Source organism: Novosphingobium sp. (genome assembly GCF_030699305.1).
Lineage (GTDB): Bacteria > Pseudomonadota > Alphaproteobacteria > Sphingomonadales > Sphingomonadaceae > Novosphingobium.
The window spans coordinates 1-22,456 of sequence record NZ_JAUYNB010000013.1 but is presented as its reverse complement, the minus strand read 5'-3'; the positions used below and the strand labels follow the sequence as shown (position 1 = coordinate 22,456).

Annotated in this window: 26 protein-coding genes; 20 read left to right on the top strand and 6 right to left on the bottom strand. The window is 64.5% G+C overall.

The window, feature by feature from the left end; all coding sequences use genetic code 11:
* Positions 1–52: 52 nt before the first annotated feature.
* Genes ffh through rimM form a run of 3 tightly spaced genes read left to right on the top strand, consistent with a single transcriptional unit; the run spans position 53 to position 2,492 of the window.
* The gene (gene ffh, locus Q8Q53_RS06235) at positions 53–1,492 is read left to right on the top strand and encodes a signal recognition particle protein (protein WP_305700902.1); all 1,440 of its coding nucleotides are present in this window, start codon (positions 53–55) and stop codon (positions 1,490–1,492) included.
* Between the two features lie 31 nt (positions 1,493–1,523).
* Positions 1,524–1,994 carry a 30S ribosomal protein S16 gene (gene rpsP, locus Q8Q53_RS06230; RefSeq protein ID WP_305700901.1) on the top strand — a complete coding sequence of 157 codons (471 nt, stop codon included), beginning with the start codon at positions 1,524–1,526 and terminating at the stop codon, positions 1,992–1,994.
* Between the two features lie 3 nt (positions 1,995–1,997).
* Entirely contained in the window at positions 1,998–2,492 is a 495-nt protein-coding gene (gene rimM, locus Q8Q53_RS06225; RefSeq protein WP_305700900.1) for a ribosome maturation factor RimM, read from the top strand.
* Here the strand turns inward: rimM and Q8Q53_RS06220 are convergent.
* A complete protein-coding gene (locus Q8Q53_RS06220; RefSeq protein WP_305700899.1) occupies positions 2,464–3,354 on the bottom strand; it encodes a hypothetical protein in 891 nt (296 codons plus the stop codon). The genes rimM and Q8Q53_RS06220 overlap by 29 nt on opposite strands.
* Before the next feature lie 52 nt (positions 3,355–3,406).
* Between Q8Q53_RS06220 and Q8Q53_RS06215 the strand changes: the two genes are divergently transcribed.
* From Q8Q53_RS06215 to Q8Q53_RS06180, 8 genes are all read left to right on the top strand, one after another.
* Positions 3,407–3,679 (top strand): hypothetical protein, encoded by a 273-nt coding sequence (locus Q8Q53_RS06215; RefSeq protein WP_305700898.1) that lies wholly within the window; start codon positions 3,407–3,409, stop codon positions 3,677–3,679.
* The gene (locus Q8Q53_RS06210; protein ID WP_305701148.1) at positions 3,672–4,055 is read left to right on the top strand and encodes a type II toxin-antitoxin system VapC family toxin; all 384 of its coding nucleotides are present in this window, start codon (positions 3,672–3,674) and stop codon (positions 4,053–4,055) included. Before Q8Q53_RS06215 ends, Q8Q53_RS06210 begins: the two co-directional genes overlap by 8 nt.
* Positions 4,052–4,798, top strand: coding sequence for a tRNA (guanosine(37)-N1)-methyltransferase TrmD (gene trmD / locus Q8Q53_RS06205; RefSeq protein WP_305700897.1), 747 nt, complete (start codon positions 4,052–4,054; stop codon positions 4,796–4,798). The genes Q8Q53_RS06210 and trmD overlap by 4 nt, the downstream gene beginning before the upstream one ends.
* Positions 4,795–5,163, top strand: a complete 369-nt coding sequence (gene rplS, locus Q8Q53_RS06200; protein ID WP_305700896.1) for a 50S ribosomal protein L19 — start codon at positions 4,795–4,797, stop codon at positions 5,161–5,163. Before trmD ends, rplS begins: the two co-directional genes overlap by 4 nt.
* A gap of 171 nt (positions 5,164–5,334) precedes the next feature.
* Entirely contained in the window at positions 5,335–7,521 is a 2,187-nt protein-coding gene (locus Q8Q53_RS06195; RefSeq protein WP_305700895.1) for a S9 family peptidase, read from the top strand.
* A 40-nt stretch (positions 7,522–7,561) separates the two neighbouring features.
* Positions 7,562–8,587, top strand: a complete 1,026-nt coding sequence (locus Q8Q53_RS06190; RefSeq protein WP_305700894.1) for an aspartate-semialdehyde dehydrogenase — start codon at positions 7,562–7,564, stop codon at positions 8,585–8,587.
* A gap of 7 nt (positions 8,588–8,594) precedes the next feature.
* Positions 8,595–9,203, top strand: a complete 609-nt coding sequence (locus Q8Q53_RS06185) for a DUF2238 domain-containing protein (protein WP_305700893.1) — start codon at positions 8,595–8,597, stop codon at positions 9,201–9,203.
* A 2-nt stretch (positions 9,204–9,205) separates the two neighbouring features.
* On the top strand, positions 9,206–9,958 hold the full coding sequence (locus tag Q8Q53_RS06180) for an alpha/beta fold hydrolase (protein ID WP_305700892.1): 753 nt from the start codon (positions 9,206–9,208) through the stop codon (positions 9,956–9,958).
* Positions 9,959–10,017: 59 nt separating this feature from the next.
* Here the strand turns inward: Q8Q53_RS06180 and Q8Q53_RS06175 are convergent, their stop codons facing one another.
* From Q8Q53_RS06175 to rpsF, 4 genes are all read right to left on the bottom strand, one after another.
* Complete coding sequence (locus Q8Q53_RS06175) at positions 10,018–11,451, bottom strand: AMP nucleosidase (protein WP_305700891.1); 1,434 nt, start codon at positions 11,449–11,451, stop codon at positions 10,018–10,020.
* Positions 11,452–11,627: 176 nt separating this feature from the next.
* Positions 11,628–12,224, bottom strand: a complete 597-nt coding sequence (rplI, locus tag Q8Q53_RS06170) for a 50S ribosomal protein L9 (RefSeq protein WP_305700890.1) — start codon at positions 12,222–12,224, stop codon at positions 11,628–11,630.
* A gap of 14 nt (positions 12,225–12,238) precedes the next feature.
* Entirely contained in the window at positions 12,239–12,463 is a 225-nt protein-coding gene (gene rpsR / locus Q8Q53_RS06165; protein WP_088309634.1) for a 30S ribosomal protein S18, read from the bottom strand.
* Positions 12,464–12,465: 2 nt separating this feature from the next.
* The gene (rpsF, locus tag Q8Q53_RS06160) at positions 12,466–12,828 is read right to left on the bottom strand and encodes a 30S ribosomal protein S6 (RefSeq protein ID WP_305701147.1); all 363 of its coding nucleotides are present in this window, start codon (positions 12,826–12,828) and stop codon (positions 12,466–12,468) included.
* A gap of 251 nt (positions 12,829–13,079) precedes the next feature.
* Between rpsF and Q8Q53_RS06155 the strand changes: the two genes are divergently transcribed.
* Together Q8Q53_RS06155 and Q8Q53_RS06150 are read left to right on the top strand one after the other, a co-directional pair.
* Positions 13,080–13,613, top strand: coding sequence for a GNAT family N-acetyltransferase (locus tag Q8Q53_RS06155; protein ID WP_305700889.1), 534 nt, complete (start codon positions 13,080–13,082; stop codon positions 13,611–13,613).
* A gap of 99 nt (positions 13,614–13,712) precedes the next feature.
* Positions 13,713–14,669, top strand: coding sequence for a DUF808 domain-containing protein (locus Q8Q53_RS06150; RefSeq protein WP_305700888.1), 957 nt, complete (start codon positions 13,713–13,715; stop codon positions 14,667–14,669).
* Positions 14,670–14,684: 15 nt separating this feature from the next.
* Here the strand turns inward: Q8Q53_RS06150 and Q8Q53_RS06145 are convergent, their stop codons facing one another.
* Positions 14,685–16,094 (bottom strand): glutamate ligase domain-containing protein, encoded by a 1,410-nt coding sequence (locus Q8Q53_RS06145; protein ID WP_305700887.1) that lies wholly within the window; start codon positions 16,092–16,094, stop codon positions 14,685–14,687.
* A gap of 125 nt (positions 16,095–16,219) precedes the next feature.
* On the opposite strand from Q8Q53_RS06145, the gene Q8Q53_RS06140 reads away from it, so the two are divergent.
* The 7 genes from Q8Q53_RS06140 to Q8Q53_RS06110 all read left to right on the top strand — a co-directional run bounded on the left by Q8Q53_RS06140 (position 16,220) and on the right by Q8Q53_RS06110 (position 22,331).
* Positions 16,220–17,044 carry an LD-carboxypeptidase gene (locus Q8Q53_RS06140; protein ID WP_305700886.1) on the top strand — a complete coding sequence of 275 codons (825 nt, stop codon included), beginning with the start codon at positions 16,220–16,222 and terminating at the stop codon, positions 17,042–17,044.
* A gap of 48 nt (positions 17,045–17,092) precedes the next feature.
* Positions 17,093–18,028 (top strand): ACP S-malonyltransferase, encoded by a 936-nt coding sequence (gene fabD, locus Q8Q53_RS06135; protein WP_305700885.1) that lies wholly within the window; start codon positions 17,093–17,095, stop codon positions 18,026–18,028.
* Between the two features lie 43 nt (positions 18,029–18,071).
* Complete coding sequence (locus tag Q8Q53_RS06130) at positions 18,072–18,464, top strand: GxxExxY protein (RefSeq protein WP_305700884.1); 393 nt, start codon at positions 18,072–18,074, stop codon at positions 18,462–18,464.
* A 65-nt stretch (positions 18,465–18,529) separates the two neighbouring features.
* Positions 18,530–19,282, top strand: a complete 753-nt coding sequence (gene fabG, locus Q8Q53_RS06125; RefSeq protein WP_305700883.1) for a 3-oxoacyl-[acyl-carrier-protein] reductase — start codon at positions 18,530–18,532, stop codon at positions 19,280–19,282.
* A 55-nt stretch (positions 19,283–19,337) separates the two neighbouring features.
* On the top strand, positions 19,338–19,910 hold the full coding sequence (locus Q8Q53_RS06120; RefSeq protein WP_305700882.1) for a hypothetical protein: 573 nt from the start codon (positions 19,338–19,340) through the stop codon (positions 19,908–19,910).
* A gap of 156 nt (positions 19,911–20,066) precedes the next feature.
* Complete coding sequence (gene dnaN, locus Q8Q53_RS06115) at positions 20,067–21,185, top strand: DNA polymerase III subunit beta (RefSeq protein WP_305700881.1); 1,119 nt, start codon at positions 20,067–20,069, stop codon at positions 21,183–21,185.
* 69 nt (positions 21,186–21,254) lie between these two features.
* Positions 21,255–22,331: a DUF2855 family protein gene (locus Q8Q53_RS06110; RefSeq protein ID WP_305700880.1), complete on the top strand. Its 1,077-nt coding sequence runs from the start codon at positions 21,255–21,257 to the stop codon at positions 22,329–22,331.
* Positions 22,332–22,456: the final 125 nt, after the last annotated feature.

Below are 22,456 nucleotides of genomic sequence, written 5' to 3'. Positions count from 1 at the left end.
TCGGCGAGGTTTCGCCCACCGGCTTTTTTCGCGTTACGGAGTTTGCGAACGGATGTTCGATACCCTTTCAGATCGCCTCGGCAGCGTCTTTGACAAGCTGCGTGGCCGGGGTGCGCTGAAGGAGCAGGACGTCCGCGATGCAATGCGCGAAGTGCGCATAGCGCTGCTCGAAGCCGACGTCGCGCTGCCGGTTGTCCGCCGCTTCATCGATGACGTGACCGAACAGGCCGTGGGCCAGTCGGTCCTGCGCTCGGTCACGCCGGGGCAGCAGGTCGTCAAGATCGTCAACGACGCGCTGGTCGAGATGCTGGGCGGGGCAGAAACCGCGGAACTGGACCTCAACGCCGCGCCGCCGGTGGTGATCATGATGGTCGGCCTGCAAGGTTCGGGCAAGACCACCAGCACCGCCAAACTGGCCAAGCTGCTCAAGGAAAAGCACGGCAAGAAGGTGATGATGGCGTCGCTCGACGTCAATCGCCCGGCCGCGCAGGACCAGCTGAAAGTACTGGGCGAGCAGGTGGACGTGGCCACCCTGCCGATCATCGCGGGCCAGGCCCCGGTCGACATCGCCACCCGCGCGCTGCAATCGGCGAAGTTGCAGGCGGTGGACGTGCTGCTGCTCGACACCGCGGGCCGGCTCCACGTCGATCAGGCGCTGATGGACGAGATGCGCGCAGTCGCGTCGATCTCGGTGCCGAAGGAAACGCTGCTGGTCGTCGATTCGCTGACCGGGCAGGACGCGGTGAACGTCGCGCAAAGCTTTGCCGGACAGGTTGACCTGACCGGCGTGATCCTGACCCGGATGGACGGCGATGCGCGCGGCGGTGCGGCGCTGTCGATGCGGGCCGTCACCGGCAAGCCGATCAAGTTTGCCGGCACCGGCGAAAAGCTGGACGCACTGGAAGTGTTCCAGCCGAGCCGCGTCGCGGGCCGGATTCTGGGCATGGGCGACATCGTCTCCATGGTCGAAAAGGCCGCGCAGGCGATCGAGGCGGATGAGGCCGAGCGCATGGCCGCGCGCATGGCCAAGGGCCAGTTTGACCTCAACGACTTGCGCACGCAGCTCAAGCAGATGCAATCGATGGGCGGGCTGGGCGCATTGGCGGGCATGATGCCGGGCATGAAAAAGGCCAAGGCGGCGATGCAGCAGGGCGGGATGGATGACCGGGTGCTGTTGCGGATGGATGCGATCATCGGTTCGATGACGCCCAAGGAACGCCTGAAACCCGACCTGCTCAACGCCAAGCGCAAGATCCGCATTGCCAAGGGTTCCGGCACGCAAGTGCAGGATGTGAACAAGCTTCTGAAAATGCACCAGGAAATGGAGCGGGCGATGAAGCAGATCAAGAAGATGGGCGGCCTGAAGGGGCTGGGTGCCTTGTTCGGCAAAGGCGGTCTTGGCGCTGCCATGCCCGGACTTGGTGGGCCCGGCGGACTTCCCGGTCTGGGCGGCGGTGCGCCCGACCTCTCGAATTTCCTGAACAAGAAATAAGTTTTCAATATTAGTCAGAAAGGTAAGTCAAATGTCTGTTTCCATGCGTCTTTCGCGCGGCGGTTCCAAGAAGCGTCCGTATTACAAGGTGGTCGTTTCCAACAGCCGTGCCCCGCGCGACGGCAAGTATCTGGAACAGGTCGGCACCTATAACCCGCTGCTGGCCAAGGACGATGAAAACCGCGTCCGCCTGATCGAAGACCGCGTCCGTTACTGGATCGGCGTTGGCGCCCAGCCGACCGATCGCGTTGCCCGCATGCTCGACAAGGCCGGGATCAAGGAACGCGCCGCGACCGAAAACCCCAACAAGGCTGAACCGGGCAAGAAGGCCAAGGAACGCGCTGAAGACAAGGCGTCCAAGGCCGCTGCCGCTGAAGAAGCTGCCCGTGAAGCAGCTGAAGCCGCTGCTGCTGCCGCCGCCGCTCCTGCCGCCGCTCCGGCGGTTGAAGAAGCTCCGGCTGCTGAAGAAGCTGCCCCGGCTGAAGAACAGGCCGCAGGCTAAGCCTTGGCTACGGACCGCCCCGTCACCCTTGCGGCTGTTTCCGGCGCGCATGGCGTGACGGGCGATGTTCGGCTGAAGCTGTTTGGTGAAGGCGTGGCAGCGCTCAAGCGCTACCGCGCCTTCAACGATTCCAGCCTGACGCTGACCAGCCTGCGCGATGACGGCAAGGGCGGGGCGATTGCCCGCTTTGCCGAAGTGGCGGACCGCACCGCCGCCGAACGGCTGCGCGGCACGGCGCTGACCGTGCCGCGCTCAACGCTGCCGCCGCTGGCGGACGGCGAGTACTACCACGCCGATCTGCTCGGCCTGCCGGCCGTTTCGACCGACGGGGCGGACCTGGGTGAATGCATCGCCATCGACAATTTCGGTGCAGGCGACGTGCTCGAAATCCGCACGCCCGAAGGCAAACGCTTCATGGTCCCGATGAGCCTGGATGCCGTGCCGGAATGGAATGCCGACCGGCTGGTGATTACGGCTGCTTACGCCCAACTGGACTGACTGGTGGACTGACCAGCGCCGCCACCGCCGCGCCAAACCGGTCCAGCTCAAAGTTCTGCGGATCGTCATGCGCTTCGGGAATTCCGCCGTCCACCGTGGCGTGGAACCCCGGAATCAGCCAGCGTCCGGCCCGCGCGCTGACATAGACATAGAGCGCGGCCAGCATCCGGTATTGCTCGGCCGAGAACCCCGGCTGCGGCCCCTCGGTCTGCCCCCGGCTGGTCGCGCCCGGCAGGAACCGGCGCGGCTGGACCGTTTCGATATGCACGAACCGCCCGCGCGCCGTCGGGCCGACCACGCGGCTTTCCAGCTTCGTCGCGCGCCATGGCTCGATGAATTCATGCCCCGCCCAGATCTGCCCGACCCGGTTGAGGAAGATATGCGCAACCGGCTGTCTGGCGAAGGTTCCGTCCATGTAGGGGATGAAGTCGTTCACCTTCCAGTCGTTGTGGATGTCCTTCGGGAACGGTTCGTTCGCATAAAACGGCGTGCTGGTATCGTGGATCACGTAGTAGAGCAGCGGCACCCCCGCTTCGGTCTGCGAGACAGGGGCATTGGCATATTTGGTTGCATATTCCCGGTAAGGTTCGGGAAACTGCGCCAGCGCGGCCAGCTTCATCGCTTCGGTTGGCGCCGTGGGACTTTCGAGCAGGGCCTTGATCACCGGTGGCAGCGGTTGATCCCGCTTGGCCCCCATCAGCTCGACCTTGCGCAGCAGGCACGTGGCCTGTTCCACCGGGGTTCCCGCAAAAGTCAGCGTATCGCGGTCAAACCGGCACTCGCCGATTTCCTCGGCACTGGCGAGCGGCGCGGCGAACAGCAAGGGCAGGGCGGCCAGTGTCAGGGCAGGCAGGCGCTTCATTTGACGGTTGCTCCTGAAATGTATATACACGATGTATATACGGAGGTCGTCCATGGGCAAGGAATACATCGCCAAAAGTTTCAAATCCGGGAACTCGGTCGCCATCCGTCTGCCGGCTGCCCTGGGTATCGAACCGGACCGGGAATGGACCGTCAGCGAAGTCGATGGCGAATTGATAATCCGCGCCAAGGCGCAGTCCGGCAAGCGGATCGATCTGACTGGAATCTACGGCTCCTGTCCCGGCCTGAAACCACTCGCTCCGGAAGACCGGCTGATTGAGACGCGCGAACCTGACTGGGAAGGAAAGCGGCTTGGCCATGGTTGAGCCGCGCTATCTGCTCGATACGAACATCTGCATCTATTTACTGGAAGGCCTGTCACCCGAAGCGCGTGACCGGGTCGAAACGCTTGAACCGGGTGAAGTGGCGACGTCGGCGATCTGCTATGCCGAAGTGATGCGCGGGGTCGATCCGGCCCGCGCCGAGGCGGTTGCCAACACCGAACGGCTGTTCGGGGCCATCACCGTGCTCGATTTCAGCAAAGATGCCGCGCGGCGTTATGCCGAACTCGCGTTCCGCCGCCACAGCTTCGACCGGCTGATCGCTGCCCACGCTCTGGCGCTGGGCCTGGTACTGGTGACCAACAACGAAGCCGACTTTGCCGATGTGCCGGGCCTTAAGCTAGAAAACTGGACCGTATGACTTTCTCTGCCACCGTGCTCACGCTCTATCCGGAAATGTTTCCCGGCCTGCTGGGCGTCTCGCTCGCAGGACGGGCGTTGGGCGAGGGGAAGTGGGCGCTCGATACCGTGCAGATCCGCGATTTCGCGATCGACAAGCACCGCACCGTCGATGACACGCCGGCTGGCGGCGGGGCGGGGATGGTGCTGCGGGTGGACGTGCTGGCAGCGGCGGTGGATCATGCGCTGGCGGCCCATCCCGGCTGCCCGGTGATCGCGATGACCCCGCGCGGAAAGCCGCTCACGCAGGCGCGGGTGCGCGAACTGGCAGGCGGCCCCGGCGTGATCGTGCTGTGCGGCCGGTTCGAGGGATTTGACGAGCGGATTTTCGAGGGCCGCGCGATCGAGGAAGTCTCTGTCGGCGATATCGTGCTGTCCGGCGGGGAGCCGGCGGCGCTGATGCTGCTCGACGCTTGCATTCGCCTGCTGCCCGGCGTAATGGGCGCGGCTTCCAGTGGGACCGAGGAGTCGTTTGAAAACGGCTTGCTCGAATATCCCCACTATACCCGACCCCAGGAATGGGAAGGGCGCACGATCCCCGAAGTGCTGCGATCGGGGGATCATGCGAAGATCGCTGCCTGGCGGAAACACCAGGCAGAGGATCACACTCGGTTACGCAGGCCGGATCTTTGGGAACGTCATTCGGACGTTCGGGTCCAGTCTGCCTCTGGCGCGCGGCGAAAAAATGAGGACCAGGGTCAATGAACCTGATTCAGCAGATCGAAGCCGAGGAAATTGCCAAGGCTGCCAAGGATATTCCGGTTTTCCGCCCCGGTGACACCGTGCGCGTTGGCGTGCGCGTGGTTGAAGGCGAACGTACCCGTGTTCAGGCCTATGAAGGCGTCTGCATCGCGCGTGCGAACAAGGGCTTCAGCTCGAACTTCACCGTTCGCAAGATGAGCTTTGGCGAAGGCGTGGAACGCGTATTCCCGATCTATTCGCCGAACATCGAATCGATCACCGTGGTTCGCCGCGGCGTCGTGCGTCGTGCCAAGCTGTACTACCTGCGTGGTCGTACCGGTAAGCGCGCCCGCATCGCCGAGCGCCGCGACGTGCGCACCGAGGGCTGATAACAAGCCCTCTGGCGCCGCACTGCGGAACCAGCTTAAGAAGGCGTCCTGGCCCAGCCAGGGCGCCTTTTTGCTTATCAGGACCAATGCCTTGCCATGCGAATGCTTCGACACCTGCTTGCTGCCACCATCCTCGCCGCGTCGGCACCCGGTTTGGCGGAGGACGCGGCCATGAGCGCTGCCCCCGCCGCGCCTGCTGCTGCTGCGGCCGCTGACCTGACGTTCGCCCGCGTTTATGGCAGTCCCAGCCTGAACGGCCCGGTCCCGCGCGAGGTGAAGCTCTCGCCCGATGGCCGCTTCCTGACGCTGCTGCGCGGCCGCCCGGATGACCGCGAGCAGTACGACCTGTGGGGGTTTGACCGGACGACGAAGCAGTGGACGATGCTGGTCGACAGCCGCAAGCTGGGGTCGGGCAGGGACTTGTCCGAAGCGGAAAAGATGCAGCGCGAACGGCTGCGGATCGGCGATCTGAAAGGCATCGTCAGCTACACCTGGTCGGCGGACAGCCAGTCGATCCTGGTGCCGCTGGACGGAGACTTGTTCCTGGCCAGGCTGGACGGCACCGCCACGCGGCTGACTGATACCACCGAGGGCGAGCTTAACCCAGCGCTCAGCCCGCTGGGGCACCACGTATCGTTCGTGCGCGACCGGCGGCTGTGGACCGGCAAGGTCGGGGCCGAGGCCGCGCCCGTGACCCCGCAGGAGGGCGCTGAGGCGGTGCATTGGGGCGAAGCGGAGTTCGTCGCGCAAGAGGAGATGGCCCGCCACACCGGTTACTGGTGGGCGCCTGACGACAGCCGCATTGCCGTCCAGCGCTTTGACGAGAGCGGCGTGGCGGTGATCACCCGCGCCGCGATCGGGGCGGAAGGCACCAGGACCTATGATCAGCGCTATCCGCTGGCGGGGACCGACAATGCGGTGGTGTCGCTCCATGTCATGCAGCCCGATGGCAGCGGGCGGGTCGAGGTCGATCTGGGGCCGGACAAGGACATCTACCTTGCCCGCGTGAACTGGGCGGCGGACGGCAAGACGCTTTATGTCCAGCGCCAGAACCGCGACCAGACCCGGCTGGATATGCTGGCGGTCGATCCGGCCACCGGCAAGGCGCGGGTGCTGTTCACGGAAAACGCGGCGGAGCGCAGCTGGGTCAGCCTGTCGAACGACTATCGCTTTCTCAAGGACGGCAGCCTGATCTGGTGGTCAGAGCGGGACGGGTTCGGGCACCTCTATCACTTCAAGGGCGGCAAGTGGCGCCAGCTGACCAAGGGCGCGTGGATGGTGACCGCGCTGGCCGGGGTCGATGAAGCGCGCGGCAAGGTCTATTTTACCGGCACGAAGGACGATGTGCTGGCGCAGCAGGTCTATGCGCTCGATCTGGCCAGCCCGCGCAATGTGAAGCCGCTGGGCGAGTCGGGCTGGGTTCACAGCGCGACGATGGACAAGGACGGCCAATCGCTGCTGATCACCCGCCAGTCCCCCAGCCAGCCGCCACAAGTCTATCTGGCCGACACCAGCGGCAAGCGGATCGCGTGGGTGGAGGAAAACCGGCTCAACGCCGCGCACCCCTATGCGCCGCACCTCGCCAGTCACAAGCTGCCGGAATTCGGCACGGTCCCGGCGGCGGATGGCACGCCGCTGCACTGGCGGATGCTGAAGCCCGACATGGTGCCGGGCAAGCGCTATCCGGTGTTCTTCGATCACTATGGCGGCCCGTCGAACCAGCAGGTGACGCGCGGCTGGATCAATCCGCTGGCGCAGGCGATTGTCGATCAGGGCTATGTCTGGTTCCAGATCGACAACCGTGGCAGCGACAATCGCGGGGTGGCGTTCTCCAAGCCGATCTGGCGGGCGATGGGCGGTGTCGAGGTGGCGGACCAGCTGGTGGGCGCGCAGTTCCTCAAAACGCTGCCCTTCGTCGATCCGGCCAAGATCGCGACTTATGGCTGGTCCTATGGCGGCTACATGACGCTGAAAATGCTCCAGGCCAATCCGGGCGTCTATGCAGCGGGCATTTCCGGCGCGCCGGTGACCAGGTGGGAGCTGTATGACACCCACTACACCGAACGCTACATGGGCGATCCGCGTGAAGTGCCGCAGGCCTATGTGACAGCCAACGCGATGGCCGACACCGCGAAGATCAGCGATCCGCTACTGCTGATCCATGGCATGGCGGATGACAACGTGGTGTTCGAACATTCCTCTGCGCTGATCGCGAAGTTGCAGGCCGAGGCGGTGCCGTTCGAGATGATGCTCTATCCCGGCTACACCCATCGCGTCGGCGGGCCGAAGGTTGGCACGCACTTGTGGGAATCGATCTTTGCGTTCCTGCGGCGCAACGGGGTGACGCCGCCCGAGTGAGGGGCTAGGGGCAGGCACACAGGATTGGAGTACACAGGTTATGGGTTACCGGGTGGTAGTGGTCGGCGCGACCGGCAATGTCGGGCGTGAAATGCTGCACGTGCTGTCAGAGCGCGAGTTTCCGGTGGACGAAGTTGCGGCTGTGGCCAGCGCGCGCTCGACCGGGAGCGAGGTCGAATACGGCGAAACCGGCCGGATGCTCAAGGTGAAGAACATCGAACATTTCGATTTCACCGGCTGGGACATCGCGCTGTTTTCCGCCGGGTCCGCCGTGGCCAGGGAACATGGACCGCGCGCTGCTGCGGCTGGCTGCGTGGTGATCGACAATTCCAGCTATTTCCGGATGGACCCGGACGTGCCGCTGGTCGTCCCCGAAGTGAACCCGGAAGCGATCGATGGCTACAAGGCCAGGATGATCATCGCAAACCCCAACTGCTCGACCGCGCAGATGGTCGTCGCGCTGAAGCCGCTGCACGATGCGGCGCGGATCAAGCGCGTGGTGGTCAGCACCTATCAGTCGGTGTCCGGCGCGGGCAAGGAGGGCATGGATGAGCTGTTCGAGCAGAGCCGCAACATCTTCGTTGGCGATTCCGCTGAACCCAAGAAATTCACCAAGCAGATCGCCTTCAACGTGATCCCGCACATCGACAGCTTCCTGGATGATGGTTCGACCAAGGAAGAATGGAAGATGGTGGTCGAAACCAAGAAGATCCTCGATCCGAAGATCAAGGTAACCGCCACGTGCGTGCGCGTGCCGGTGTTCGTCGGCCATTCGGAATCGATCAACCTGGAATTCGAGGACGAGATTTCGGCCGAGGAAGCCCAGAACATCCTGCGCGAAGCCCCCGGCGTGATGCTGATCGACAAGCGCGAGGACGGCGGATACGTCACCCCGGTTGAATGCGTGGGTGACGGCGCGACGTTCGTCAGCCGCGTGCGCGAAGACCCGACGGTCGAAAGCGGCCTGTCGCTGTGGTGCGTGTCCGACAACTTGCGCAAGGGCGCGGCGCTCAACGCGGTGCAGATCGCCGAACTGCTCGGGCGGCGGCACCTGAAGAAGGGCTGAGCGGCAAATGCCCATCCCGGCTGCACAGCGCTGGATGCTGGGTGCGGTCGCGCTGGGCATACCGCTCAGCATCATCGGCGCGCTCTATCCGGCGAACACCTGGCTGCAGGTGGGGCCGGTCGCGCTGCTTTTGCCGCTAGCGGTCATTGGCTTGCGGCGCTGGCCGCTCAGCAACCGCACTGCTGGCTGCCTGACGGCGTTCGTGCTGCTGCACCTGCTGGCAGCCCGCTGGTCCTACAGTTTCGTGCCTTACGATGCATGGTTCGGCGGGGGTTTCGATGCGGCGTTCGGGTTTGAACGGAACATGTTCGACCGCCTGGTCCATTTGCTGTTCGGTCTGCTGGCCATCGTTCCGCTGGTTGAGATCGGCTCGCGCTATTGGGGATTGGCAGCGCGGGCGGCGAAAGTGGGCGCGGTGCTGATCGTGCTGGCGATTGGCAGCCTGTACGAAATCTTTGAATGGACCCTGACGCTGACCCTCGCTCCCGCCGACGCAGGCGCCTACAACGGTGAGCAGGGCGATATGTTCGATAGCCAGAAAGACATGGCGCTGGCCGCGCTGGGGGCGATCATGGCGCTGCCGTTCGCAAAGTCGGCTGTGCCTGAAGGGACCTGAATATGGGAAACGCGCCGGAGCTGATCTCCTCGTTTGATGGCACGCCGCTGGCGGTTCACCGCGTCGGCACGGGCCGGCCGCTGGTGCTGCTGCACGGGCTGTTTTCCAGCGCGGACATGAACTGGATCAAGTGGGGCCATGCCGCCACGCTGGCCGAGTCCGGGTTCGAGGTGATCATGCCCGATCTGCGCGCGCACGGGGCCAGCGGCAAGCCGCACGATCCGGCGGCTTATCCGGACGACGTGCTGGCGCAGGACCTCGCGGCGCTGGTGGCGGCGTTGGGGCTGGTCGGCTATGATCTTGGCGGGTTCTCGCTCGGTTCACGCACCTGCGTCCGCGCGGTGATCGGCGGTCTTGCCCCCAGACGGCTGGTGCTGAGCGGCATGGGGCTGGAAGGGCTGGCCGGGTGGACCGGACGGCAGGCGTTCTTCATCGACGCGATCGACCGGTTCGACAGCATTCGGCAAGGCGATCCGGCCTACTTTGCCGTGCAATTCATGAAGAGCATGAAGGTTGACCGGGTCGCCGCGCGGCTGCTGCTCGGCACGATGACCGATACCGATCCGGCGGCGCTGGCGGCGATCACCATGCCGACGCTGGTGGTTTGCGGGGACGAGGACCGGGATAACGGCTCGCCCGAAAAGCTGGTCGCCGCGCTGCCGCAAGCGGTCCATGCGGTGATCCCCGGCACCCATATGAGCTGCGTAACCAGGCCGGAACTGGGCCGCACGATCCGCGACTGGCTGGCGGTTTAAGCCTGGCCTCATTTTCCCCAGCGGCTCGACACGAACGGAGGTAGGAGGTTGGGGAGAGCTTACCGGAACGGCGGCTCGTCGAATGCGCGTAGTTTGCGGGAATGGAGCCGGGCGCCTTCGGCGCGCAACAGATCGCAGGCGGTGGTGCCGATCTGGAGGTGGGCGGCAATCGCTTCCTCGTAAAAGCGGTTGGCCTGTCCGGGTAGCTTGATCTCACCGTGCAGCGGCTTGTCCGATACGCACAGCAGTGTGCCGTAGGGCACCCGGAAGCGATAGCCTTGCGCGGCGATGGTGGCGCTTTCCATGTCGATTCCGATGGCGCGGCTCAGGCTCAGGCGGTGGGCGGACTGGGTGTAACGCAGCTCCCAGTTGCGATCGTCGGTGGTGGCGACCGTGCCGGTGCGCATCCGCTTTTTCAGGTTCGCGCCAATATCGCCGCTGACCATTTCAGCCGCGCGGGCCAGCGCGATCTGCACTTCGGCAATCGCCGGGATCGGGATTTCGGGCGGCAGCACCGGATCGAGCACGTGATCGTCGCGCAAGTAGGCATGGGCCAGGACATAGTCCCCGATCCGCTGCGTATCGCGCAGGCCGCCGCAGTGGCCGATCATCAGCCAGGCTTCGGGGCGCAGGACGGCCAGATGGTCGCAGATCGTCTTGGCGTTGGACGGGCCGACCCCGATGTTGACCAGCGTGATCCCGGTCCGGTCCGGACGGACGAGGTGATAGGCCGGCATCTGGTGGCGGCGCCAGGCCGTATCGGACAGCCGAGCACGGGCATGGTCAGTCGGCTCGTCGATCAGCAGGCCGCCCGCACCAGACAGCAGGGTATAGCCATCCTTGCCGAGCTGCTGCGCCGCCCAGTCAACAAATTCATCGACATAGCGGTGATAGTTGGTGAACAGGATGAAGCGCTGGAAGTCCTCGGTCGCGGTGCCGGTATAGTGCGCCAGCCGTGCCAGGCTGAAATCGGTGCGCAGGCCATCGAACAGCGCCAGCGGATGAATGTCCTCCATCCCGTCGACCGCGATGCCATCGGCCAGTTCATCACCGATGGCGGCGAGTTCGGTGGTCGGGAAATACCGCGCCAGATCGCCGGGCTGCAGCGCGCCAAGCGCGGAGCTGGCGTCGATCACATAGGGGAACGGGATTTCCTGGGCTGACCGGCCGACTTCGATCTCGATCGCATAATCATCCTGCAGCAGCGCGAGCTGCTCGGTCAGGTAATCGGTGAACAGCGCCGGACGGGTGACAGTGCTGGAGAATGTGCCCGAATGGGCCAGCCGACCGAACGCACGGGCCAGATCGGGCCGGGTTTCCTCGCCCGCATAGTTGATCCGGATTTCCGGATAGCACCATTCACGGTCGGCGCGGCGGCTGGCGGGGGGAAGGGTGCCGTCGCTCGCAAAAGCGGCAATGTCTGCGCGAAGCGTGGTGACGGCGGCGTCGTAAACGCGGACCAATTCCGCGATGATGTTTTCTGTCTTTTCCATCGCGGGCTTATAAGGTGGTTGTCAGAAAGTTTCAACTCGGCGCATGAAAGTGGTCAGCAGACCCTTCAAGTCCGGGGTGACGGTAGTGTGGGAGAATGACTTTTCGTCCACCCCAAACGAAGAAAGGGGCGCCGAAGCGCCCCTTTCCGGTAGTTTGCAGCCGGGATGCGCGAAGCTTACGCTTCTTCGCTGTCCTCAGCAGCCGGTGCTTCGACTTCGATGTCTTCGCCGTTGCCGGCTTCGAAATCGGTGTCGGCAGCAGCGGCGACGTCTTCGTCGAACATCGCGGCGATCACGTCGACGCCCTGGGCCTGCTGTTCAGCTTCGTCCGGCGAGCGGGCGACGTTGACCTTGACGGTCACAGCAACTTCAGGGTGCAGCTGGATGCGCACGGTGGACACGCCGATCGTCTTGATCGGGCGTTCCAGCACGATCATCGCCTTCTGCAGGTTCGCGCCATCGGCGTTCAGTGCATCAACGATGTCACGCACCGAAACCGAACCATAGAGCTGGCCGGAGTTCGACGAGGCGCGGATCAGGATGACCGAACGGCCTTCGACGTCCGTTGCGTGGACTTCGGCTTCGCCGCGGCGGGCCGCGTTGTCAGCTTCGATCTTCGAGCGGTTGGCTTCGAACACCTTGCGGTTGGCTGCGTTGGCGCGCAGCGCCTTCTTGTTCGGCAGCAGGAAGTTGCGCGCGTAACCGTCCTTGACGGTGACGACATCGCCAATCGAGCCGAGCTTTTCGACGCGTTCGAGGAGGATGATTTCCATGGGACGTGCCCTCCTTACTTCACGAGGTAGGGCAGCAGCCCCAGGTGACGGGCACGCTTGATCGCCTGACCCAGTTCGCGCTGCTTCTTCGCCGAAACGGCGGTGATGCGCGAGGGGACGATCTTGCCGCGTTCAGACATATAGTTCTGAAGCAGGCGCGTATCCTTGTAGTCGATCTTGGGAGCGTTCTTGCCCGAGAACGGGCAGCTCTTGCGGCGGCGGAAAAATGCGCGGGCCATGATTAAAACTCCTCACGATCACGGCGACGGGTGCGCTCACGATCGTTCTTGCGCATCTGCACCGACGGGCCGGCTTCATGTTCCTCAACGCGGACGGTCATGAAACGGATCACGTCTTCGTTGATCGCGGTCTGGCGTTCCAGTTCGGCCACAACGCCGGCGGGCGCTTCGATGTTCAGCAGCACGAAGTGCGCCTTGCGGTTGCGCTGAATTTTGTAGGCGAGGTTCTTGAGGCCCCAGGTTTCGGTCTTGGTGACCTTACCGGCATTGGCCTCAACGATTTCCGTCGCGGTGGCAGCCAGCGCATCAACTTGCGCCTGGCTGAGATCCTGGCGGGCCAGGAACACGTGCTCATATAGAGCCACGGCAGCTTCCTTTATCTCGGTAACCGATCGCTGGCGTTCCGCACCATTGCGGGGCCCCTCCGGCTTTCTTGAATTTCCCAAAGTGCTTCGGGAAGAGGGGCGCTTAGCCGGATCTGGCGCAAATGCAAGCAGGAACGCCCGCGTCCGGGTGATTTCGGCTGCGCTGCGGATTGCAGTTGCATTTTGCGCAAGGTCAACGACAGCCATGCTGCACCTGCTAACAAGGCGGGCATAATCCAAGGAGACAAGCCATGTCGGCCGATCAAGTTGCTGCCACACCGCAAATCACCGAACTGAAGACCCGGTCGGGTGCCACGCTGGCGGTCCGTCCCGTGACGCCTGCGGACGAACCGCTGCTGGAAGAGTTCTTCGACCGGGTAAGCGACGATGACCGCCGGTTCCGGTTCCTGTCGGCGCACAAGCACCTTGACCACAAGATCCTCGCGCCGCTGGTCGAAGTCGATCACTTCCGCACGGAGAGCTTCATCGCGTTCGACGAAGCGACCGGACTGGTCGTGGGTCATGCGATGCTGGCCTGTGACAACCCGCTCGATACCGGGGAAATCGCGATTTCGGTCTGCGGCAACTGGCGCGGCAAGGGGGTGGGCTGGGCGCTGCTGGACGTGCTGGCCGAAGCGGCCCGCCATCGCGGCCTGCGCCGGGTGATCTCGATCGAGGACCGCGAAAACCACGCCGCGATCGACCTGGAACGCGAAAAGGGCTTTGTCCCCCACGGCGTCGAGGGCGATCCGCATCTGGTGATGCTCGAGAAGATTCTGCGCTGAGCCCTGAACCAAGGGCGGGGACAGGCTGGAACTGACCCTTGAACTGGACCGCTTTGCGCCGATAAGCAGGCGGCTGGTTTCAAGGGAAAGTCCTGTTTCATGTCCACCGGCCTGATTGCGCTGCTCGATGATATTTCCCTGATCGCGAAAGCGGCGGCGGCCTCGATCGACGATGTCGGCGTGGCAGCAGCCAAGGCCGGGACCAAGGCGGCGGGCGTGGTGATCGATGACGCGGCGGTCACGCCGACTTACGTCACCGAATTCACGCCCGACCGCGAACTGCCGATCATCTGGAAGATCGCCAAGGGCAGCCTGAAGAACAAGCTGCTGTTCCTGCTGCCGGGTGCGCTGCTGCTCAGCGAATTCCTGCCCGTGGTCATCACCCCGCTGCTGATGCTGGGCGGGTTGTTCCTGTGCTATGAAGGCGCGGAAAAGATCATGGAAAGGCTGGGCGGCGAAAAGCACGGCGCCACGCTGGAAGACCCGATTGCCGACCCCGTCGCGTTCGAGCAAGAACGTGTGGCAGGGGCGGTGCGGACCGACCTTATTCTCTCGGCTGAAATCATGGCCATCGCGCTGGCAGAAATCGCTGATACCCCGGTGGTGGAGCGCGGGCTGGTGCTGGCGCTGGTCGGCGTTGTCATCACCGCCGTTGTCTATGGCGCGGTGGCGCTGATCGTGAAGATGGATGATATCGGGCTGCATCTGGCTGAAAAATCATCGGCGATCGCGCAGAAGGTCGGGCGCGGGCTGCTGCTGGCGATGCCGAAAGTGCTGACGGCCTTGTCGGTGATCGGCACCGGGGCGATGCTGTGGGTCGGCGGCGGGATCGTCCTGCACGGGCTGCACGAAATGGGTGTGCATGGACCGTCCGACATCGCGCATGCGATCCAGAGTGCGGTGGTGCAGGCCATTGCCGGGGCTGGGCCAGATGCGGGGGCGGTGCTGGGCTGGCTGACTTATGCCGTGGCCTCTGCCGTCGCCGGGCTGGTGCTGGGCGTGGTGGCGGCGCTGGGGCTGCATTCCGGCCAGAAGCTGCTGGGCAAGGGGCACTAAGCGCCCCGCTTCCGTTCAGTCCAGGCGGGCAAGCAAGTCCTTCGCGAACACCGTCAGCGTATCGTCACGCGCGCCCATCACCACGATCCGGTCGCCGGGCGATGCCAGTTCGGCCATCCGCGCGGCGCAATCCTGGCGCACCGGGATGTATTCGGCCTGTCCGCCCGCGTCGCGGATCAGGCGGACGATCCGCTCGCTCCCTTCGCTGCGATCCACCGAGCCGCCGAAATAGACCGGATCGCACAGGATGGTCAGGTCATCCGGCCCCAGCAGGCGGGCAAAGGTTTCGGCCAGTTCATGCCCCATCTGCCGCAACGGGCCGTAACCGTGCGGCTGGAAGAACGCGATGACCCGGCCGGGATGGGCTTTCAGCGTGGCGAGCGTGGCGGCGACCTTGTCGGGGTTGTGGCCAAAATCGTCGATCACGGTCACGCCCCGCGCGCTCGTGCCGACGATATCGAACCGGCGCGCCAGCCCGTCAAACGAACCAAGCGCGGTGACGGCAGCGCCAACCGGCACCCCGGCGGCGTTGCACGCAGCAATCGCGGCGAGGGCGTTGAACAGGTTGTGCCGCCCCGGAACTTTCAGCGCCAGTTCGTGCGCGCTGCCATCGCGGCGGTCCAGCACGGTGGCGGTCAGGCCGGTCGGCCCCTCGCTTACGGAACCCGGCTCCACGCCGATCATCGCGTCAGGGCTGGCGATGGCGAACGTCACTAACTGCCTCGCGCGCGGGGCGAGCGCGGCGGTTTCGCCGTCGTCCAGATTGATCGCGGCGACATCGGCGCGCGACAGGAAGTCGCCGAACAGGCCGCGCAGTTCCTCCAGGCTCTTGTGATCGAGGCTGACGTTGCCCAGCACCGCGACCGTCGGATTGTAGAGCGCGATCGACCCGTCGCTTTCATCGACTTCGGATACGAAGACTTCGCCTGCGCCAACGCGCGCCGAGGCGAAGGGCGCATCGTCGGCGACGAAGTTCTTCATCACCGCGCCGTTCATGATCGTGGGATCGCGCCCGGCCTGCACCATGATCCAGCCCGCCATCCCGGTGACCGTGCTTTTGCCGCTGGTGCCGCCAATTGCGATCCGGACGGGCGCAGCGTTGAACAGACGCGAGAGCAATTCGGCGCGGCTCATCCGCGCGCAGCCCAGCTCGCGGGCGCGGACCATTTCCGGCACAGTGTCCTCCACCGCGGCGGATGCAACCAGCACCTGATTGGCCGAAGTGATCCCGCTGCCATCCTGTGGAAACAGCGTAAAGCCCAGGCTTTCCAGCCAGGCGAACTTTTCCGGCGTGCGGCCCTGATCGCGGCTGCGGTCTGACCCGGCAATGACCGCGCCCTGACCTTTCAGGATTAGCGCCAGCGGGAGCATGCCCGATCCGCCGATGCCGCAGAAGAACCAGGGATGAGCGGTGAGGTCAGTCATGTCGCCTGTCGCTAGGCACCAAATCCCGACAACTCAACCATGTTCACTGCCGACTGCCGCCTTTGTGCGGTGGAAAAGCGGGATCGCCGCTTTCGCGCTGTGGTCTGGCGGGGTAGGCTCAAGCCATGATCCGCGTTGCCATCTGCGCCCCGTCCACGCCCTTTGCCGAGGAAGACGCCGCCCGCGTGCTGGCGCTGGCGGCTGAGTTTCCCGGCGTGGAGCTGCACTTTCACCCGCAATGTTTCGCGGTGGATGGCCATTTCGCCGGACCGGACGATCTGCGCTGCGCCGCGCTGGTGGAATGCGCCAACGACCCCGGCTTCGATGCGGTGTGGTTCGCGCGCGGCGGCTATGGCGCGGTGCGGGTGGCGCAAGATGCGCTGGCGCAGTTCAAACACGGCGCGCAGGACAAGCTGTTTCTGGGCTATTCCGATGCCGGAACGCTGCTGGGCGGCCTCTACCGGGCGCGGATCGGCCAGCCGGTCCATGCGCCGATGCCCGGCGATATCCGCCGCGCGGGCGGGGAGGACGCGGTGCGGCGCACGCTGGGCTATCTGGCGGGGGACCGCGCGGGGCTGGAGCCTGCGCTGGACGAACACCCGGCGGCGGCCTTCAACCTGATGACGCTGGCGATGCTGTGCGGGACTCCGCTGATGCCGGGGCTGGCCGGGCACGTGGTAATGGTCGAGGAAGTCAGCGAGTATCTTTACGCGGTCGACCGCCTGTTCTTTCACCTGACTGCCCACCTTGGCGGGATCGCCGGACTGCGGCTGGGCCGGATCAGCGAGGTGCCGGAAAACGACCGTCCGTTTGGCGCCACGGCAGACGAAATCGCCCGCCACTGGTGCGCGCGCCATGCCATCCCGTTTCTGGGGGAAGCCGATATCGGGCATGACGTTGCCAACAGAATCGTGCCGTTCGGGCTTGCCGGGCGCGGCGCGGCGCAATAATCGCCCGGCCAATCTTGGGTTTCCAATCTTGGGTTTGGAGTAAAATATATGCGCGCATTCGTGTTTCCGGGGCAGGGCAGCCAGAAGGTTGGCATGGGCGTGGAACTGGCCGCTGCCAGCGCCGCCGCCCGCGCGGTGTTTGAGGAAGTGGACGATGCGCTCGGCCAGAAACTGTTCGCGATCATGCGCGACGGGCCGGACGATGCGCTGCTGCTCACCGAAAATGCCCAGCCCGCGATCATGGCGAGCGCGATCGCCGTGCTGCGGGTGCTGGAACAGGAAGGCGGCATTTCGCTGGCCGACAAGTGCGATTTCGTCGCGGGCCACAGCCTCGGCGAATACACCGCGCTCTGTGCGGCGGGCGCGTTTACGCTGGCCGACACCGCCCGCCTGCTGAAACTGCGCGGGCAGGCGATGCAGGCCGCCGTGCCGGTGGGCGTGGGCGCGATGTGCGCACTGCTCGGAGCGGATATCGACAAGGCGCAGGCGCTGGCCGATGCCGCTGCTGAAGGCGAGGTTTGCACCGTCGCCAACGACAACGATCCGGGGCAGGTCGTGCTGTCGGGCCACACCGGCGCGATCGAGCGCGCGATTGCGCTGGTCAAGGAACACGGGATCAAGCGCGGCGTGGCGCTGCCGGTGTCGGCCCCGTTCCATTGCCCGCTGATGCAGCCAGCCGCCGATGCCATGGCGCAAGCACTGGGCCTGACGCCGCCCTCGGCGCTGCGCGTGCCGCTGTTCGCCAATGTTACCGCGGCCGTGGTGAGCGACCCGGCTGAGGTCCAGCGCCTGCTGGTCGAACAAGTCTGCGGCCGGGTGCGCTGGCGCGAAAGCGTGATCGCGATGCAGGCGGCCGGGGTGGATCAGTTCGTCGAATTCGGCGGCAAGGTGCTCGGTCCGATGATCGGGCGCTGTGTCAGCGATGTCCAGGTAACCAGCGTGATCGGCATGGCGGATATCGAGGCTTTGCTGGCGGGGTTGTAATTGGGTTCGCGCAGAGCCCGCAGAGAGCGCAGAGAGGGTTTGCTTGCAGGATATCAATGATGTGACTTCGAACGTCGTGGCAGAGGCAATCCGGATTCACCGGGAACTTGGTCCTGGCTTGCTTGAAAGTGTCTACGAGGCTGTGTTGGCAGCTACGCTGGCGCGGCGGGGTTATCAGGTTAAGCGGCAAGTTGCCGTGAACATTGAATATGACGGACTGCAAATCGAGGGGGCTTTTCGCGTTGATCTGCTGATTGAGGGGACGCTGATCCTCGAAATCAAAGCGGTAGAACAGCTTACCAAGGTGCATGCCAAGCAGTTGCTTACCTATTTGCGTTTGATGAAGCAGCCGGTTGGGCTGCTTCTGAATTTTTCTGGCCTGACGATGAAGGAGGGCATTCGCCGTCTGGTCAATGACTATCGTCCCGGCGCATAGTATCCGCGTTCTCTGCGGCCTCTGCGCGAACCAAATTTCTGGAGTTCAGTTCAATGGAAAACCGTATGTTCGACCTTACCGGAATGACCGCCCTTGTGACCGGCGCGGCTGGGGGGATTGGCTCTGCGATCAGTCATGCGCTCGCACGGCAGGGTGCGCGGCTGGCGCTGTCGGGCACCAATCCGGCCAAGCTGCGCGCGTTCCGCGAGGAGCTGAACGATACGTATGGTCACGACCATGTCGAGATCACGTGCGATCTGTCGAACACCGAACAGGTCGAACACCTCGTGCCCGCCACGGTCGACACGCTCGGCAAGATCGACATTCTGGTGAACAACGCCGGGATCACGCGTGACAACCTGACGATGCGGATGAAGGACGAGGAGTGGGACCAGGTCATCAAGATCAATCTTGAAGCCGCCTTCCGCCTGATGCGCGCCGCGACCAAGCCGATGATGAAGGCCCGGTTCGGGCGGATCATCACGATCACCAGCGTGGTCGGGGCAACCGGCAATCCGGGGCAGATCAACTATGCCGCCGCCAAGGCGGGCCTGGTCGGGATGTCGAAATCGCTCGGGCAGGAACTGGCCAGCCGCAACGTGACCGTGAACTGCGTGGCCCCCGGCTTCATCCGCACCGCGATGACCCAAGTGCTGCCCGATGCCCAGAAAGACGCGCTCAACGCCCGGATCCCGATGGGCCGGATGGGTGAGGGCGAGGATATCGGCGCGGCGGTCGCCTATCTTGCCAGCCGTGAAGCCGGGTACATGACCGGGCAGACGCTGCACGTGAATGGCGGAATGGCGATGCTGTCGTAATTGTGCAACCCGGAAGGCAAGCGCTGATGCTAGGCTGGTCCTGTCAATCCGGAGAATGTTCGAAATGCGCCTGATTTCCGCTGCCTTCGTTGCCACCGCCGTGCTGTCAGTCGCCACACCCGCGCAGGCGCTGACCCGCCAGCAGCTTGATTGTCCTGCCAAGGCCGTCAGTCCGGATCTGGCGCACCGGCTGTCCGTTCTGATTCTGGACGACAACCGCAAGGAAAATGAACTGGAGCAGCAGACTGCCAGCATCGATGTTGCCGCGGCGCAGTGCATGAAGCAGTTGAAGGTTCCGGCAGCGCAGCAGGAAGCCTACTACGATTATGCCCGGCTATCGGCCATCCGTGCCGGGTTTGTGCGCCGGATCACCACTGCCGGACTGCGTCCCGCCCTGCTCGATCAGACCTTCGATCTGGGGCCGGGGCGGGGCAACCCGGACATCACCGACCTGACCGATGAACAAGTCGAGCGGCTGCTGGAAGCGCTGGCCAAAAGTGGGGTCAAAGTCGAGCAGGTGGACGAGGCAATCTGGCCCGTGGTCGGCGGGTATCTGCCGCTGACGTCGCGGGTGTTTCAGCTGGAGAAGCAGCTGAACGCGCCGGTTCCCGCCGCCGGGGGCCATTAGCCCCCGCATTTATCCCCAGATTCGCAGGGCCGGAAGCGCTCCAGCCTTGCCGCCCGGACGGCTTGCGGTAAGGAAGATAGTGCGATTATTGTCCGCGTAATTGGCGATTCCGCCCGCGAATCCGCCACACACGCCCCAGGGGGACACGAGCAGACCATGAAGGCCACCATCGAACGCGCAACGCTGCTGAAGTGCCTGTCGCACGTGCAGTCCGTGGTTGAGCGCCGCAATACCATCCCGATCCTGTCCAACGTGCTGATCGAGGCTGCGGCTGACGGAACGGTGCGGGTGATGGCGACCGACCTTGACCTTCAAGTGGTCGAAACCATGAACGCGGTTTCGGTCGAAGGCGCTGGCGCGATCACCGTGTCCGCCCACCTGTTGTTCGACATCGCCCGCAAACTGCCCGATGGCAGCCAGGTCAGCCTGGAAACCGCCGACAACCGCATGACGGTGAAGGCCGGGCGCAGCCGCTTCTCGCTGCCGACCCTGCCGCGCGATGACTTCCCGATGATCGTCGAGGGCGATCTGCCGACCAGCTTTGAATTGTCCGCCACCACGCTGGCGCAATTGATCGACCGCACCCGGTTCGCGATCAGCACCGAAGAAACGCGGTATTACCTCAACGGCATCTTCATCCACGTCTCGGACGAGGAACTGAAGGCGGCGGCAACCGACGGTCACCGGCTGGCGCGCTATACGATTCCCCGCCCGGACGGCGCAGAAGGCATGCCGGATGTGATCGTGCCGCGCAAATGCGTCGCCGAACTGCGCAAGCTGCTCGAAGAAGCGCTGGATACCAACGTGCTGGTGGACCTGTCGGCCAGCAAGATCCGCTTCACGCTGGGCGGCGAACACGGCGTGGTGCTGACCAGCAAGCTGATCGACGGCACGTTCCCCGATTACACCCGCGTGATCCCGACCGGGAACGACAAGCTGCTGCGGCTTGATCCCAAGAGCTTCTATCAGGGCGTGGACCGCGTGGCGACAATCGCCACGGAAAAGACCCGCGCGGTCAAGATGGCGCTGGAAACCGACCGGGTGACGCTGTCGGTCACCTCGCCCGACAACGGCACAGCGGCGGAAGAGCTTCCGGCAGACTATCGTTCAACCGGGTTTGAGATCGGCTTCAACGCCAACTACCTCAAGGACATCCTCGGCCAGATCGAGGGCGATACGGTGGAACTCCACCTCGCCGACGCCGGTGCGCCGACGCTGATCCGGCAGGATGAGAAAAGCCCGGCACTTTACGTGCTGATGCCGATGCGGGTTTAGGGCACGGTAACCGCTTGTTTCAATGGGCGCTCCGGATCGGGGCGCCCATTTGCGTTTTGGGAGAGTACAATGAGCCAGACCGTCCAGGTTGTCCGGGGTCAGATCACCAGAACGCGGGTTGTCGAACAAACCTTGCCGCCGCTGGCCGAGGGCGCGGTCCGGCTGCGGATCGAGAGCTTTTCGGTCACCGCCAACAATGTGACGTATGCCGTGGTCGGTGACGCCTTCGGATACTGGAACTTCTTTCCGGGCGAGGGCGAATGGGGCGTGGTGCCGATGTGGGGGCACGCCGTGGTCGAGGCATCGAACCATCCCGACATTGCCGTGGGTGAGCGGGTCTATGGCTATCTGCCGATGGGCACGCATCTGGATGTGCAGCCGGTCGGCGTCACGACGGGCGGGTTCAGCGATGGCGCGGCGCATCGCCAGCCGATGAGCCCGATCTACAACCAGTATTCGCGTCTTGCCGCCGATCCCGAACACGATCCCGCGCGCGAAGCGGAACGGATGATCTTTGGGCCGCTGTTCAAGACCGGGTTCCTGATCGAAGGGATGTTCCGCCGCGCCAACTGGTTCGGGGCCGAAGCCATGGTGGTGACCAGCGCCTCATCCAAGACCGCGATGGCACTGGCCAGCGTGGCGCGCGAACGGTCCCCGCAGGTCCGGCGGATCGGGCTGACCTCGGCGGGCAACGTCGGGTTTGTGCTGGCGAGCGGGTTCTTTGACGCGGTGCTGGCCTATGACGCGATCGGAACCCTGCCGCCGGTGGCCAGCGTTTCGGTCGATTTCGCGGGCAATACAGCCGTCCTGCGCAGCGTCCATGAAACGCTGGGCGATGCGCTCAAATATTCCTGCACGGTCGGGGCAACGCATGTTGGCGCGGGCTTCGGGCAGGCCGGTGCGCCGCTGCCGGGGCCAGCGCCCACGCTGTTCTTCGCGCCGGATCACGCGGTGGCGATGATCCAGCAGATTGGCCCCAAGGCGTTCGGCGCCGAAGTCGCGGCCAGCTGGAAACAGTTCCTGAGCTATGCCAGCGATGCCGTGCGGGTGGATGAACGCGCCGGTCTGGACGCGGCGGTGACTGCGTTTGCTGCGGCAGCGGATGGCAGTGCCGATCCGGCGGTCGGGGTGGTAATCCGGCCCTAACAAATTCCAACCGTTCGTGTCGAGCGAAGTCGAGACACGGGGCGCGGGCGTGTCTCGACATGGCTCGACACGAACGGTTGGAATTTATTAGGGCCGGATTACCACCCCCACCGCCGGATCGGCAC

Excerpts from the sequence above, each read along its gene's own strand:
- Q8Q53_RS06155 (WP_305700889.1), top strand. The coding sequence starts at position 13,080 with ATGTCGGCCGATCAAGTTGCTGCCACACCGCAAATCACCGAACTGAAG.
- fabD (WP_305700885.1), top strand. The coding sequence starts at position 17,093 with ATGCGCGCATTCGTGTTTCCGGGGCAGGGCAGCCAGAAGGTTGGCATG.
- Q8Q53_RS06220 (WP_305700899.1), bottom strand. The coding sequence starts at position 3,354 with ATGAAGCGCCTGCCTGCCCTGACACTGGCCGCCCTGCCCTTGCTGTTC.
- Q8Q53_RS06175 (WP_305700891.1), bottom strand. The coding sequence starts at position 11,451 with ATGGAAAAGACAGAAAACATCATCGCGGAATTGGTCCGCGTTTACGAC.
- Q8Q53_RS06150 (WP_305700888.1), top strand. The coding sequence starts at position 13,713 with ATGTCCACCGGCCTGATTGCGCTGCTCGATGATATTTCCCTGATCGCG.
- Q8Q53_RS06185 (WP_305700893.1), top strand. The coding sequence starts at position 8,595 with ATGCCCATCCCGGCTGCACAGCGCTGGATGCTGGGTGCGGTCGCGCTG.
- rplS (WP_305700896.1), top strand. The coding sequence starts at position 4,795 with ATGAACCTGATTCAGCAGATCGAAGCCGAGGAAATTGCCAAGGCTGCC.
- rpsP (WP_305700901.1), top strand. The coding sequence starts at position 1,524 with ATGTCTGTTTCCATGCGTCTTTCGCGCGGCGGTTCCAAGAAGCGTCCG.
- Q8Q53_RS06180 (WP_305700892.1), top strand. The coding sequence starts at position 9,206 with ATGGGAAACGCGCCGGAGCTGATCTCCTCGTTTGATGGCACGCCGCTG.
- Q8Q53_RS06210 (WP_305701148.1), top strand. The coding sequence starts at position 3,672 with ATGGTTGAGCCGCGCTATCTGCTCGATACGAACATCTGCATCTATTTA.
- dnaN (WP_305700881.1), top strand. The coding sequence starts at position 20,067 with ATGAAGGCCACCATCGAACGCGCAACGCTGCTGAAGTGCCTGTCGCAC.
- trmD (WP_305700897.1), top strand. The coding sequence starts at position 4,052 with ATGACTTTCTCTGCCACCGTGCTCACGCTCTATCCGGAAATGTTTCCC.
- rpsR (WP_088309634.1), bottom strand. The coding sequence starts at position 12,463 with ATGGCCCGCGCATTTTTCCGCCGCCGCAAGAGCTGCCCGTTCTCGGGC.
- fabG (WP_305700883.1), top strand. The coding sequence starts at position 18,530 with ATGTTCGACCTTACCGGAATGACCGCCCTTGTGACCGGCGCGGCTGGG.
- Q8Q53_RS06215 (WP_305700898.1), top strand. The coding sequence starts at position 3,407 with ATGGGCAAGGAATACATCGCCAAAAGTTTCAAATCCGGGAACTCGGTC.
- rplI (WP_305700890.1), bottom strand. The coding sequence starts at position 12,224 with ATGGAAATCATCCTCCTCGAACGCGTCGAAAAGCTCGGCTCGATTGGC.
- Q8Q53_RS06190 (WP_305700894.1), top strand. The coding sequence starts at position 7,562 with ATGGGTTACCGGGTGGTAGTGGTCGGCGCGACCGGCAATGTCGGGCGT.
- Q8Q53_RS06145 (WP_305700887.1), bottom strand. The coding sequence starts at position 16,094 with ATGACTGACCTCACCGCTCATCCCTGGTTCTTCTGCGGCATCGGCGGA.
- Q8Q53_RS06195 (WP_305700895.1), top strand. The coding sequence starts at position 5,335 with ATGAGCGCTGCCCCCGCCGCGCCTGCTGCTGCTGCGGCCGCTGACCTG.
- ffh (WP_305700902.1), top strand. The coding sequence starts at position 53 with ATGTTCGATACCCTTTCAGATCGCCTCGGCAGCGTCTTTGACAAGCTG.
- Q8Q53_RS06140 (WP_305700886.1), top strand. The coding sequence starts at position 16,220 with ATGATCCGCGTTGCCATCTGCGCCCCGTCCACGCCCTTTGCCGAGGAA.
- Q8Q53_RS06110 (WP_305700880.1), top strand. The coding sequence starts at position 21,255 with ATGAGCCAGACCGTCCAGGTTGTCCGGGGTCAGATCACCAGAACGCGG.
- Q8Q53_RS06120 (WP_305700882.1), top strand. The coding sequence starts at position 19,338 with ATGTTCGAAATGCGCCTGATTTCCGCTGCCTTCGTTGCCACCGCCGTG.